Origin of the sequence: Ochrobactrum vermis (assembly GCF_002975205.1) — a bacterium.
Lineage (GTDB): Bacteria > Pseudomonadota > Alphaproteobacteria > Rhizobiales > Rhizobiaceae > Brucella > Brucella vermis.
Genome location: NZ_PCOC01000001.1, coordinates 177,159 through 190,586 on the forward strand (window position 1 = coordinate 177,159; position 13,428 = coordinate 190,586).

A 13,428-nucleotide genomic window follows, 5' to 3' on the forward strand; every position below is an offset into this window, starting at 1 on the left:
TCGGCTAAGCAATAAATGAAGGTTTTTAAATGGAAACGACGGCTAACGAAAACACCTCGGAAGCGGAAGACAATGCCGCCGAGGCAGCGCCCGTTCGCCTGACGCCCATGATGGAACAATATATCGAGATCAAGGCGGCGAATGTCGATTCGCTGCTCTTCTATCGCATGGGTGATTTCTACGAGCTGTTCTTCGATGACGCAGTGGAGGCATCAGCAGCACTGGGCATCACGCTCACCAAGCGCGGCAAGCATCTGGGCGAGGATATTCCCATGTGCGGCGTGCCGTTCCATGCTGCCGACGATTATCTGCAGAAGCTGATCGCCAGGGGCTATCGCGTCGCTGTCTGCGAACAGGTGGAAGACCCGGCAGAGGCGAAGAAACGTGGCTCCAAATCGGTGGTGAAGCGCGATGTGATCCGTCTCGTCACGCCGGGTACGCTGACCGAAGAAAAACTGCTGGATCCGTCCGAAGCCAATTTCCTGATGGCGATGGGACGCACACGCGGCGACGGCGCGCTGGCGCTCGCCTGGATCGATATTTCAACCGGAACCTTTCGCGTGGCGGAAACCACATCGGACCGGCTTTTCGCCGATGTGATGCGGGTAGACCCGCGTGAACTCGTCGTGGCCGACAGCGCCTTCCACGATGAGGAGCTGCGTCCGGTCTTCGATCTGGTCGGCAAGGCTGTGACGCCGCAGCCGGCGACCCTCTTCGACAGCGCAGCCGCTGAGGCGCGCATCCAGCGCTATTTCAACGTGGCAACGCTCGATGGTTTCGGCCAGTTCAGCCGTCCCGAACTCTCGGCCATTTCCGGCGCAATCGCCTATATCGAAAAGACGCAGATTTCAGAGCGCCCGCCCTTGATGCGGCCCGAACGTGAACATGAGGGTGGCACGCTTTTCATCGACCCGGCCACGCGTGCCAGCCTGGAACTTGCCCGCACCATGTCGGGCAATCGCGATGGCAGCTTGCTGAAGGCGGTTGATCGCACGGTGACCGGAGGTGGTGCGCGGCTTTTGGCGGAACGGTTGACCGCGCCGCTGACCGACCCCAAGGCAATTGCGTTGCGGCTCGATTCCGTTTCCTGGTTCCTGAGCGAGCAATCGCTCTGCGAGGCCATGCGTGCGGAACTGAAGGGTGTGCCGGATATGCCGCGCGGACTCTCGCGTCTCGCCGTCGGACGCGGTGGGCCACGCGATCTGGGAAGCCTTGCCCGCGGCTTCGAGGCCGCGCATATCATTGCGAGCCTGCTGGAAAGCGCCTTGCTGCCCGATGAACTGGCGCATGCCCGCGATGCTGTCAGCGCCATGCCCGCCATCTTTACTGCTCATCTCGACCGGGCTTTGGCCGACGAATTGCCGCTTCTGAAACGCGACGGTGGTTTCGTGCGTGGAGGTTATAATTCCGAACTCGATGAAATGCGGGCCTTGCGTGACCAGTCGCGCCGGGTGATCGCCGGTCTGCAGGCCAACTATATCGAAGAGACCGGTATCAAGTCGCTGAAGATCAAGCATAACAATGTGCTTGGCTATTTTATCGAGGTGACGGCCAACAATGCCGGGGCGATGACCGATACGGATGAAGCCAAGGGTCGCTTCATTCATCGCCAGACCATGGCTAATGCCATGCGCTTTACCACGACTGAACTGGCGGAACTGGAGAGCAAGATCGCCAATGCCGCCGACCGCGCATTATCCATCGAGCTTGCCGTGTTCGAGGAACTGACGGCGGAGGCCGTCTCCCACGCCGATAGTATCCGCGCCGCCGCATCGGCGCTTGCGGCTTTCGACGTCTCGGCATCGCTTGCCGTGCTGGCGGAAGAGCAGGGCTATTGCCGTCCTCAAGTCGATGACAGCCTGTCCTTCAATATTGTGGCTGGTCGCCATCCGGTCGTCGAGCAGGCGCTGCGACGTCAGGCGGCCAATCCGTTCGTCGCCAATGATTGTGATCTCTCGCCACAAACGGACGGCGGAAATGGTGCGATCTGGCTTCTGACCGGTCCGAACATGGGCGGTAAGTCGACTTTCCTGCGCCAGAACGCGCTGATCGCGATCCTTGCCCAGATGGGCTCATTTGTACCTGCTGGTTCTGCGCAGATCGGTGTCGTGGACCGGTTGTTCAGCCGCGTCGGTGCTTCCGACGACCTCGCGCGCGGGCGCTCGACCTTCATGGTTGAAATGGTGGAAACGGCTGCGATCCTCAATCAGGCGGGCGAACGCTCGCTGGTGATCCTCGATGAGATCGGGCGCGGTACGGCCACTTTCGACGGACTGTCCATTGCCTGGGCGGCCGTTGAATATCTGCATGAGAAGAACCGTTGCCGGGCGTTGTTCGCCACGCATTTTCATGAAATGACGGCGCTTTCGGAAAAGCTGGAGCGGCTTTCCAATGTCACCATGCGGGTCAAGGAATGGGATAATGATGTCGTCTTCCTGCATGAAGTGGCAAAGGGTGCTGCCGACCGGTCCTACGGTGTGCAGGTGGCGCGCCTCGCCGGTCTGCCGGAAGCGGTCGTCAACCGCGCGCGCGATGTGCTGCATCAGCTTGAAGCTGGCGAAACATCCGGCAAGGCGGACAAGCTGATCGACGATCTGCCGCTGTTCTCGGTCGTCTTGCAGCAGGAAAAGCCGAAGCCGCAGGCATCGGCAAAGGACAGCGAACTGGCGAAAGCCGTCTCTGGTATCAGTCCCGATGAACTGACGCCCCGAGAAGCGCTGGACCTGATCTACAAGTTGAAAGAACTGGCCGGAAAGGCGTGAGCTGGGCTTCAGAAGCAAAAAGGCGAAGCAGATGCTTCGCCTTTATTATTTACACGAAGCGGTTCGCTTCAGCGCCGTAATAGGTAATGTAGCGGCTGGAAATGCGCTCAATCGGCAGGATGATGAACACGTCGGTTGTGCCGAATGCTTCATCGATCACTGCGCCGTCCCCGATCATCGCACCAAGACGCAGATATCCCTTCACCAAAGGCGGCATCGAGAACAAGGCAACCTTGTTGTTGATGGCTTCCTTCGGCATCAGGTCCATGGCCTGATAGCGATTGGGCAGGGCACGAACGTCCCAGTCATCCGTGGCGCGGCAGTTGTGATGGAGGAATGACAGGCCGAGCGCGTGCGCAGCAGGCACAGCGCCGTGGAACGAAGCGCAGCCGAACATCACATCGATGGAATGGCGGCGGCAATAGGCCCACGCACCTTGCCACAAAAGCTCGACAGTACGCTTGGAACGATATTCCGCTTTCACACAGGAGCGACCCAGCTCAAGCAGACGAAGGTTCGGACGCGAAAGCGCGAGACGCTGCACGTCATATTCGTCGGCAGAGTAGAAGCCGAGTGCCTTTTCCGCCTGATCGCTGCGCATCAGACGATAGGTGCCGACAATCTGCTGGTGCTCCGGTACGGGCAGGGCTGTGTCGTAAACGAGCAGATGATCGCAAATAGCGTCGAAGCGGTCGGCATCACGAAGCTCTGCGGCTTCGATGGTCTCCCGGCGTGCGCCCATTTCTTCGAAGAAGACACGGAAACGCAGTTCCTGCGCGGCCTCGATAGCCTCGCGTGAGTTTGCAAGCCGTACTTCCAACGATCCGATGCGTCCCAGAACGATGGGATCGCCGTTGGACGCGAATAGCGCCTGTTGTGCTTCTAAGCCTGACATGACCGTATCATCAATGATTTGCTGGTCCATTCCAAGCAGTACTGTCATGATGATCGCTCCTGATTTGTCTATTCACGTATTCCTGAACGGCTTTCCCACTGATATTTCAGCAGGAGATAGAGGATTCCAATCCTCACCCGGTCTGATTGCGTGGACAGGATGTCCAGTTCGACCGAAGCAGTACAGATTCAGTGCTACGCGACGATGACAGAAGCATGTCACCAATGTGTCCATTCGGGTGGCCGGACCTTATCCCCTTCAAAAAGCTCTTAATTTCACGAGATCAAATTATGCGAAAGGTCTGAAGTGATCAAGCCGCGCCGTCAGCGGGCAGCCCGTTCGCGCCGCCAGCCGAGAAATTCCTCCAGAATTATGAGGCCGGCGCCGATGGTGATGAACGTGTCGGCGAGGTTGAACACGGCGAATGACCATGTTGGCAGGTGGAACAGAATATAGTCCACGACGTAACCGTGCATCACGCGGTCGATGAGATTGCCGATCGCACCGCCAACCACGAGCGCAAAGCCGTAGCGTGCAAAGATGCGGTCCGGTGCGTTGGTCCACCACAGATAAAGCACGAACAAAATAACTGCGGCGGTGAGCGCGACCAGTCCCCAATCGTGCAGCCAGGCGAGCATTGAAAAGGCAATGCCTTCATTGTGTGTGCGGAACAATGCAAGAAACGGCAGCAGGGCGATCTGCTGGCCATAACCCATCCGTGTTTCCACCAGATGCTTGACGCCCTGATCAATCAAGACTGTGAGAACGACGACGACAAGTGAGGACCAGACCGCGTGCCGCTTCATCCAGATGCCCTTTCATCGAGCGTAAGTGCGTCGCGACGGATTTCGTAGAGCATAACGCCGGTGGCAATTGCGAGATTGAGAGAATCTGCACGACCTGCCTGTGGAATGCGCGCGAGCTGGTCGCAAGCGTCGGCAAGATTGTCTGGCAGGCCTTGCTGCTCATTGCCCATCATCAGCACGACGGGCTTGTTGGCATAGGGAATGGTGCGATAGTCGACTGCACCTTTCAGATGAGTGCCGACGACGAGGCCGGAAAAGCCCTTGCGCCAGTTGAGGAAGTCGGCTTCCGTTGCCTTGTAGAGCGGCAGGGAAAAGACTGAGCCCATCGTGGCGCGCACGGTTTCCAGCGAATAGGGATCTGTGGTGTCGCCGATCAGAATAACGCCCTTGGCGCCGACCGCATCAGCGGTACGGATGACTGTACCCAGATTGCCGGGGTCGCGCACGCGGTCCAACGCGATGTAGACCTCGCTGTTCTTCGGCTTGAGACTTGAAAGCGGCCGGTACTGCTGCTCGAAAACGCCCACCACCACCTGCGGATTGTCGCGGCGGGTGATGGTAGCCATGATTTTTTCGGTTACTTCCAGCACCAGCCCGCCCTTGGCGAAGGTGCGGGCGGCGACCTGTTCGACCATTTTGTTGCCTTTGCCGGACTTGGCGAAGACCAGTGTCTTGATGCGCCAGTCCTGTTCCAGTGCGTCAATGACAAGCTTCAGCCCTTCGGCCAGAAAAACGCCCTGCTGGTCGCGGAATTTTTTCAGCGCCAGCGAGCGCAGGTCTTTCACAATAGGATTGGTGAGGCTGGTGACTTCCTTCACCTGGCCTACCTTCGAATATTCGGCACGAGAGCCGCTTTTGGAAAAATCGTCGTCACGGCTCATTTTGCTACCCAGCGGCTGAACATGGATGTGGAAAGCGCGCGTCCGCCAGAATGATCGTTCGAACGTTCGCGCAGAATAAGTTCGCCCGATTCGACCGTGCCGCCAAGGCCGGTGAAACGGTCGCGCATCAGCTCGTGAATGGCGAAGAACGATGCGCGGATCGAATAGGCAGTCAGGATGACGGCCAGCGGCTTCGGCGTCAGGATGGACCGGCAGGTATCGACCATGGCGGGCAGGTGCTCGAACAACTGCCAGACCTCGCCACTCGGTCCACGTCCGTAGGCAGGCGGATCAAGCAGGATGATGTCATAGAAGCTGCCGCGCCGTTCTTCGCGCGCCACGAACTTCATCGCGTCTTCGCAGATCCAGCGGATCGGCTTGTCGGACAGCCCGGCCATTTCCTGGTTTTCACGCGCCCAGTTGATGGCTTTCTTGGACGCGTCGACATGGGTCACTTCCGCGCCCGCACGTGCGGCCACCAGCGAGGCGACACCGGTATAGCCGAAAAGATTGAGCACCTTCACGCTACGTCCGGATTTGATCCCTTCCCGGATAAGCCCATCCATATACGACCAATGCGCGGCCTGTTCGGGGAACACACCGACATGGCGGAATGAGGTGAACCGGCCATGAAAGGAAATTCCGTCATGCTGCATAGGCCATGTTTCGCCGAGCGGCACTTTCGGAAACGCCCAGCGTCCCATGCCCTCCTCGTCGGTATTGCCGGTGAAGACGGCATCGGCCTGATCCCACTCCTTTTGCGGCAGGCTCGGCAGCCAGATGGCCTGACCTTCCGGGCGGACGATCCGATAGGGGCCATATTGCTCAAGCTTCAACCCGTTGCCGCTGTCGAGAAGCGCATAATCGGCAGATGGTTCGGTTTCGAGGATGACCGGTAATTTCTCGCCCGGGCGCGGGCCGGTATAGGGCTTGATTTCGCGCAGCAGGGAGACAGGACGTTCCCGCTCTTCGGTTATCGGCTTGGGCGCGGCCTTGGCGAATTGTGGGCGCGGCTTTTTGAAAGGCGCACCTTTACTCTCAAGCTTGCCTTCAAATTTGCGCTCTGGGCGTGGCGCATCATTTCTTGCGCGCTCGAAGCTGCGTTCCTGCTTGCCGCCCGACGGCTTTTTGCCTTTTCCTCTTGGCGTCTTCACCCGAAACTCCAATCATCATAATTGAGGTCTAGGTAGGATAAACAAGGCCAGTGGGGAAGGGGAAAACGACGTTCAATCGCGCACAAAAGGCTTTTCAAGGTTTGGAAACCCGGAAGTTTTGCTTCCGGGTTTGAGAATAGAGGGCGTTTCAGGAGTTCGCGACCGATATGTTGCGTTTTTCGGCGGCGGTGCTGCGTTCAAGCAGACGCGCCGCTTCCTGCTTGTACATGCGCTCCTTGCGGCGATGCTTGCCCTGCGTGAGCCAGGTCACCAGGGAACCGATGACGACACCAAGAAGAAGTGCGCCAAACAACCAAAGGAACAGCGGCGCATTATAGGACAGAGCGGGATTGCCTGGGTTGAACGGGTCGATCGTGAATTGCACCGATGCACGATTGGCAACCGACAATGCGATCAGTACCACTGCGAGCGGTACCAGAACGACGATGGCGATGATGCGTTTTGCCGCCATGATGTCTATCAGACTGCGCCGTTGAGACGGTCGCGCAGCTCCTTGCCGGTCTTGAAGAACGGGACCCACTTTTCTTCCACGTCCACCGTTTCGCCGGTGCGCGGGTTGCGGCCGCTGCGTGCAGGACGGTTCTTCACCGAAAAGGCACCAAAGCCGCGCAGCTCAACGCGATTGCCGTCGGCAAGGGCATTTGTGATCTCGTCGAATACCGCGCCCACGATGTTTTCGACATCGCGCTGAAAGAGATGCGGATTACGGCTGGCGATAATCTGAACGAGTTCCGATTTGATCACGGCTTTAAACCCCTGTTCTTCTGTTTGTTTCATCCGGTATCTACCGGATATTGTGTAAGTTTGCCCGGCTGGCGTCAATTCGCTTCAGGTGTACCGTCAACGTGCCAAACCGAGAGAAGTCCGTCAAGAAAGATGCGTTCCTTGGCGATCTCCTTCAACATGCCGTCGGCTTCCTGCGGCACGCCAAGAAGGCGCGCACCGGCATGAATGATAAGATCACGCAACGAGAAACCCGTGTCACTGCTGACCGGTTTCCATTCCAGGCGCGGCAAATCCTTGGAGAGCCCCTTGCTCGCAAGCCAGGCAACGGCCTCTTCTTCACCACCCAGTCCGTCGATCAATTTTTTATCCAAAGCCTGCCGTCCGGTAAAAACTGCACCATTGGCCAGTGCCAGCGCCTGTTCATGCGTAAACGAACGGCGCTTTTCGACAATATCCACGAACCATGCATAAGAATCCATGATCATGTTGCGGATCATGCTCTTGGCCTCTTCACTGGCCGGGCTGAAATAATTGGGCTCTGCCTTGAGCGGCGAAGATTTGATGGTCTCGACCTTGACGCCGATCGTGTCGAGAAGCTTCGAGACATCGGGATATTGAAACAGTACCCCGATTGAGCCCACGATGGAGGTCTGCCGCGCCACGATATGGTCAGATGCGCTGGCAATCATGTAACCGGCAGAGGCAGCAAGCGTTCCCACCTGGGTGACCACCGGCTTTTTCGCGGCAATCTTGCGCACGGCCTCAAAAATCGCTTCGCCGCCAACGGTGGTTCCGCCGGGCGAATCGAGGACCAGAATCACGCCCTTGACAGCGTCGTCCTTGGCGATTTTGTCGAGGCGTTTCAGCAATTCCTCGTTCTCGAAGATGGTGCCCTCGATACGAACCTTGGCGATATGCGGCTGGTTGAAATTGGTGCCGCGCATGGACCATGAAGCAAAGACGGCAATCAGGGCCGCAATCAGAAGCAGGAAGGCTGCACGCCAGATGGTCAGCTTTCTGCGCAGTTTCCGACGTTCAATGATTGCTTCGGCGTCTTGAGCCATTCCCGTCCATCCGTTCGTTCAACCAGCGCAGCTTGCGCCCGGCACTTCACCTTTTGCCTCGAATGAAGGCGAGCGGCAAGTATCTTTGGTGTAGCCATAGGGTCAGAGATAGTGCCTGAAATATATTGCAATGAACAATTCGCGATTCCGGTTGCTTCATTTGATAAGCCGTTCGAGCGCGCCGGGCCAGTATTATGTAGAAGCTGTAATTGGACCGGGTTTTGTGGTATCGAAGAGTTGATTAGCATTCTACCTAAATTCGGTGGAGTGTAAATTGGGCTGAATTATCAAAGGTATAAGCCGTTCCTGCTACCTGTTTGCGAGGCGGGTGCGGTGTTTTGTGCGGTATAAAGCTATTGAGCAACCGGCTATTTCACCCCAAATAAACCGTATTGAAATGAAACGGCGCGATATGGATGCGCTGATTATTGAACTCTATGAAAGCCGTTGAGGAAACGAACGAAACATGACTGCCGACACCACACAGAGCCATACGCCGCAGAACGCGACCGCTCCCGGTCGCAGCACGGGTGGCATGCGCTTTGGTGCGTCGGAGAAGGCCGATTCGCTCTTCCATGCTGCGCAGCGCCATTCGGTCCGTGTTCGTGTTTTGAAGACAGCTCTTCCGGTCGCCGCGATTATCGTTGGAGCCGTATTCTCTTGGTACACGTTCCTCGCAACGCCGAACACGCCCGTAAAGGTGGAAGTGAACAACGGTGGTGAAAGCGGCAAGCTTGTCATGACGAGCCCGCATCTGAATGGATATACCAAGGACAATCGGCCCTATTCGATGACCGCTTCCAAGGCGACGCAGGATGCGAAGAACAGTGGCGCGATTTCGCTTGAAGGTATCTCAGCCGAGCTACCAGTCGGTGAAAAGGGCACTGCCAAGGTCGAGGCAACGTCCGGTGTTTACGACAATGCCAACGGGCGTTTGCAACTTGATAAGGACTTTACTGTTACGACGGATGACGGTTTACGTGCAGTGCTGCGTTCTGCGGACGTAAACCTCAAGAGCGGGCAGATTACGACCGATAAGCCCGTCGATATCCGCAGTGGCAGCACGCATATTCTGGCTGACAGCATGCAGGTCAAGGACAACGGCAAAGTTCTGATTTTCGAGAACAAAGTTCGAATGACCGTTGACGGCAGCGTTGTTTCGCCCAACAAGGCTCCCTGAAAAGGGTCTTTGATTTGAGAATAGGGGAAGCGTTCGAGCCGATTTATATCTGTGCGGACGCTTGAGTGCATTCTGAAGCCGGTTTTCGGATCGGAATGTGCTCGAAAACAAATTGTTAGAGCGTGATTCTGATGCAATCAGAATGCTACACGCTCTAAACCACTTTTTTGATCGCATTTTGCGATGCCAAATGTTCCCATTTGGTCGCAAAGTGCTTAAAGTTGCGTCTGACCGCATGTCGGCCCAGGGATGGCTGAATGCTTCGGGGAGCTGAAATATATGAAACGCGAGACGGGCAAGATGAACAAGGGTACGATGGCCCGCACTTTGCGGATGGGATTTGCGGTTCTGGCGCTCGGCCTGACCGCGGCTCCGACAGCCTCTCTGGCTCAGGAAGGCGCAGCCGTAAACGGCCTGAAGCTTTCCAACAGCAAGGCGCCCGTCAAAATTGACGCTGACAAGCTGGAAATGCGCGACAAGGAAGGCATTGCCATATTCACCGGCAATGTTGCCGTGTCGCAGGGCGATGCTCTGCTGAAGGCAGGTCAAATGACGGTCTATTACAACAAGGCCAAGAAAGACGGCGAGGCGCAAGCTCCGGAACCGGCGAGTGCTGGCGTGGGCGGCCTCGATTCATCGAGCATTGATCACATCGACATCTCGGGGAAAGTTTATCTCAAGTCCGGTACGCAAGTCGCAACCGGTGATACCGGCCGTTACGACGCGAAAAACCAGGTGATGGTTCTTCAGGGGCAGAAAGTGGTCCTTACCGATGGCGACAATGTCGTGACCGGCTGCAAGCTGACGGCGCATCTCGACACAGGTCGCGCCAATGTCGAAAGCTGCAAGGGGCAGACCAAGGGTCGCGTATCGATCATCATGGCTCCGAAAGATCAACAGCAGGGCGGCGCCGCGCCCAAGCAGAACTGACCGGAGCAGGCGTGGGATTGTTCTGGAACAAGAAGGCCGACGGGCCGCAAGCCGCATCGCAAACTATGAACGCACCATCCGATGTTGCGGGCACTATGCCTGACCAACCGGGTAAATCAACGCGTCTCAAGGGCACGCTGGTAGCGCGCGGTCTTTGCAAGAGCTATCGCGGCAGGCAGGTCGTCAATGGCGTGTCGTTCGGTGTGCGCGCTGGCGAAGCGGTCGGTATTCTGGGTCCCAACGGCGCAGGCAAGACGACCTGCTTCTATATGGTAACCGGTCTTGTTCCGGCCGATGCCGGTTCCATCGAGATCGACGGTTTCGACGTCACTTCGATGCCGATGTATCGTCGTTCCCGTCTTGGCATCGGCTATCTCCCGCAGGAAGCTTCCATTTTTCGCGGCCTTTCGGTTGAGAACAACATCAAGGCTGTGCTGGAAGTGGTGGAGAAGGATCGCTCCAAACGGGCCTCCGAGCTGGATGCGCTGTTGGAAGAGTTTCACATCGCTCATCTGCGCAAGGCACCTGCCATTTCTCTTTCAGGCGGTGAACGCCGTCGCCTCGAAATTGCGCGTGCGCTTGCATCGCGCCCGAACTTCATGCTGCTTGATGAACCCTTTGCCGGCGTCGACCCGATTGCCGTTTCGGATATCCAGCAGCTCGTTCGTCATCTGACGAGCCGCGGCATCGGGGTTCTGATCACCGACCATAATGTGCGCGAAACGCTCGGTCTTATCGACCGTGCCTACATCATTCACGCCGGTCAGGTGCTGACGCATGGCCGCCCCGCCGAAATCGTTGCCAATCCTGACGTACGCAGGCTCTATCTCGGCGACCAGTTCACACTTTAAAGCATAATCCGATCGAAGTGAAACGAGGACGATCAAGATTATGCTTGAAATAGAAGAAGTTAGAGCGCCGATCTGATCCAATCGGATCGAAACGCGTTCTACTATCCAAGGCATTTTCAGGCCGTCCTGTGTTTTCTGGAAATGCCCTTCTTGCTGCCGGTTCAGGCCAGCAATGTTTTGTACAAAGTTGCAGAACACGCCGTTTAGGCGCGACTATTTTCCCTTTTGGACCAAATCCCGCACATTCTGAATTGACAAGCAAGGTTCATACCAGTTTTCATTGACGTGAACTTTCAGCTTGAAATGGCTGTGAGTGGGCGGCTTATTCCTCTGCGCCGGCTCAGGTCCGGTGCTGATGGAGTATCGCAAGAAGGTCGAATTTAACTGTCAGAGGGTGGCTTGTAGGTTGACCATGTGCTCCGCAGTTATTGGCAAGGATTAACTGGGGGAGAATAACGCGTCGCATGGCTTTGTCGCCCAAGCTCGATTTCCGTCAATCGCAATCGCTGGTGATGACACCCCAGCTGATGCAGTCGATCAAGCTGTTGCAGATGACGCATGTCGAGCTGGAACAGTTTCTCGACGTTGAAATCGAGAAAAATCCGCTGCTGGATAGAATTGAGGCAGCGAATGATGATTTTGCGGGCGCCGATCCTGCACGAGACAGCACCGACATCGGCGGGGATGAAGCCGCGTCAGACGACCTTTCGGATGGCGACTGGTTCAAAACAGGCGCCTCGAATGACGCCGAGGATCTCTCATCCACTTTCGACAGTTCGCTGGAGAATATCTTTCCGGATGATCCGGGGCGCTTTGACGAGATCGGCCCCGATCTTGCGGCGCAATGGAAATCGTCGGCCGGTGACGGATATGTTTCAGGCAGCAGTTACGACATCGATCAGGTTACGGCCAGCCGGGTCTCGTTGAGCGAGCATGTGACAGAACAGATCGCACTGAGTTTTTCCAGAACTGCCGACCGGTTCATTGCGACAGCACTTGCCGATGCGCTGGATGAAAGTGGCTATCTGCGTATCGATATAGTCGGGCTGGCCCAGAACCTGGGTGTGGAAACGGCTGAGGTCGAACATATTCTTGGAATAGTGCAAACCTTTGATCCGCCTGGCCTTTTTGCCCGTGATTTGGGAGAATGCCTGACAATACAGTTGCGTCTCAAGGATCGCTTCGATCCGGCCATGGAAGCGTTGATCGACCATCTTGATCTTCTGGCGCGGCGGGATTTCGCGACGCTCAAGAAGCTGTGCGGTGTCGATCAAGCCGACATTCTCGATATGCTGACTGAAATCCGCATGCTCGACCCCAAACCCGGTGCATTCTTCGAGATATCCGTGGTTGATGCCATTATTCCGGACGCGCTCGTGACGCCGTCGCGGGATGGTGGCTGGGCTATCGAACTGAATGCAGCCGCAATGCCGCGCCTCATCGTCAACAACGAATATTATGCCGAGGTGAGCAGCTCGGTAAAAGCCGAGGAGAAATTGTTTCTCTCGGACTGCATGCAGACTGCGAACTGGCTCGTACGCAGCCTCGATCAGCGTGCGCGCACCATCCTGAAGGTCACACAGGAAATCGTCCGGCAGCAGGACGGTTTTCTGCGCCATGGGGTGACGCATTTAAAGCCTCTTAATCTGCGCACCGTCGCGGATGCGGTTGGCATGCATGAATCGACAATCAGCCGTGTGACCGCGAACAAATTCATGGCCACGCCGCGCGGCGTGTTTGAATTGCGCTATTTTTTCACGGCGTCGATCGCCTCATCCGAGGGCGGCGACGCCCATTCGTCGGAAAGCGTGCGCCATCGTATTCGTCAGATGATCGACGCCGAAAAGCCGGACGATGTTCTCTCCGACGATGCTATCGTGGATGCCTTGAAGAAGGACGGTGTGGATATCGCGCGAAGAACGGTCGCAAAATATCGGGAATCGATGAATATTGCTTCATCAGTTCAGCGCAGGCGTGAAAAGAAGGCAAGATTGTCGGCCTCTTGATTGCGTAGCCAAGGCAACTCCACCGATCGCGCTGCGAAGGGGTTGTTTTAAATGACAGATTGCACCTCTGGGGTTCCATTCCCGTATTCGAATACGGAGATATGCTCTAAAATTTCGGATCTGCATCGCCGCTCTTTCAGAAAAATTCGATC

Annotated in this window: 11 protein-coding genes and 1 pseudogene; 5 read left to right on the forward strand and 7 right to left on the reverse strand. The window is 56.7% G+C overall.

Annotation, left to right across the window (positions count from 1 at the left end):
• Nucleotides 1-29: 29 nt before the first annotated feature.
• On the forward strand, nucleotides 30-2,762 hold the full coding sequence (mutS, locus tag CQZ93_RS00810) for a DNA mismatch repair protein MutS (RefSeq protein ID WP_105540892.1): 2,733 nt from the start codon (nucleotides 30-32) through the stop codon (nucleotides 2,760-2,762).
• Nucleotides 2,763-2,811: 49 nt separating this feature from the next.
• Here mutS and olsB read toward each other — a convergent pair whose 3' ends face one another.
• The 7 genes from olsB to sppA form a co-directional block, all read right to left on the reverse strand.
• Complete coding sequence (gene olsB / locus CQZ93_RS00815) at nucleotides 2,812-3,705, reverse strand: l-ornithine N(alpha)-acyltransferase (protein ID WP_181153289.1); 894 nt, start codon at nucleotides 3,703-3,705, stop codon at nucleotides 2,812-2,814.
• A 275-nt stretch (nucleotides 3,706-3,980) separates the two neighbouring features.
• Nucleotides 3,981-4,463, reverse strand: a complete 483-nt coding sequence (gene lspA / locus CQZ93_RS00820) for a signal peptidase II (RefSeq protein ID WP_105540893.1) — start codon at nucleotides 4,461-4,463, stop codon at nucleotides 3,981-3,983.
• Entirely contained in the window at nucleotides 4,460-5,344 is an 885-nt protein-coding gene (locus CQZ93_RS00825; RefSeq protein ID WP_105540894.1) for a TrmH family RNA methyltransferase, read from the reverse strand. Before CQZ93_RS00825 ends, lspA begins: the two co-directional genes overlap by 4 nt.
• On the reverse strand, nucleotides 5,341-6,498 hold the full coding sequence (locus CQZ93_RS00830) for an RsmD family RNA methyltransferase (protein WP_105540895.1): 1,158 nt from the start codon (nucleotides 6,496-6,498) through the stop codon (nucleotides 5,341-5,343). The genes CQZ93_RS00825 and CQZ93_RS00830 overlap by 4 nt, the downstream gene beginning before the upstream one ends.
• Nucleotides 6,499-6,646: 148 nt before the next feature.
• Complete coding sequence (locus CQZ93_RS00835) at nucleotides 6,647-6,970, reverse strand: LapA family protein (RefSeq protein WP_105540896.1); 324 nt, start codon at nucleotides 6,968-6,970, stop codon at nucleotides 6,647-6,649.
• Nucleotides 6,971-6,978: 8 nt separating this feature from the next.
• Entirely contained in the window at nucleotides 6,979-7,263 is a 285-nt protein-coding gene (locus tag CQZ93_RS00840; protein WP_061344837.1) for an integration host factor subunit beta, read from the reverse strand.
• A 74-nt stretch (nucleotides 7,264-7,337) separates the two neighbouring features.
• Nucleotides 7,338-8,309: a signal peptide peptidase SppA gene (sppA, locus tag CQZ93_RS00845; protein ID WP_105540897.1), complete on the reverse strand. Its 972-nt coding sequence runs from the start codon at nucleotides 8,307-8,309 to the stop codon at nucleotides 7,338-7,340.
• 466 nt (nucleotides 8,310-8,775) lie between these two features.
• Between sppA and lptC the strand changes: the two genes are divergently transcribed.
• The 4 genes and pseudogenes from lptC to rpoN all read left to right on the forward strand — a co-directional run bounded on the left by lptC (nucleotide 8,776) and on the right by rpoN (nucleotide 13,276).
• Nucleotides 8,776-9,489 (forward strand): LPS export ABC transporter periplasmic protein LptC, encoded by a 714-nt coding sequence (gene lptC / locus CQZ93_RS00850; RefSeq protein WP_105540898.1) that lies wholly within the window; start codon nucleotides 8,776-8,778, stop codon nucleotides 9,487-9,489.
• 279 nt (nucleotides 9,490-9,768) lie between these two features.
• On the forward strand, nucleotides 9,769-10,419 hold the full coding sequence (locus CQZ93_RS00855) for an LptA/OstA family protein (protein WP_105540899.1): 651 nt from the start codon (nucleotides 9,769-9,771) through the stop codon (nucleotides 10,417-10,419).
• A gap of 113 nt (nucleotides 10,420-10,532) precedes the next feature.
• A pseudogene (gene lptB / locus CQZ93_RS00860) lies at nucleotides 10,533-11,270 on the forward strand (LPS export ABC transporter ATP-binding protein); the annotation flags it as partial.
• Nucleotides 11,271-11,734: 464 nt separating this feature from the next.
• Nucleotides 11,735-13,276: an RNA polymerase factor sigma-54 gene (gene rpoN / locus CQZ93_RS00865; RefSeq protein ID WP_105540901.1), complete on the forward strand. Its 1,542-nt coding sequence runs from the start codon at nucleotides 11,735-11,737 to the stop codon at nucleotides 13,274-13,276.
• The last annotated feature ends 152 nt before the right edge of the window (nucleotides 13,277-13,428 follow it).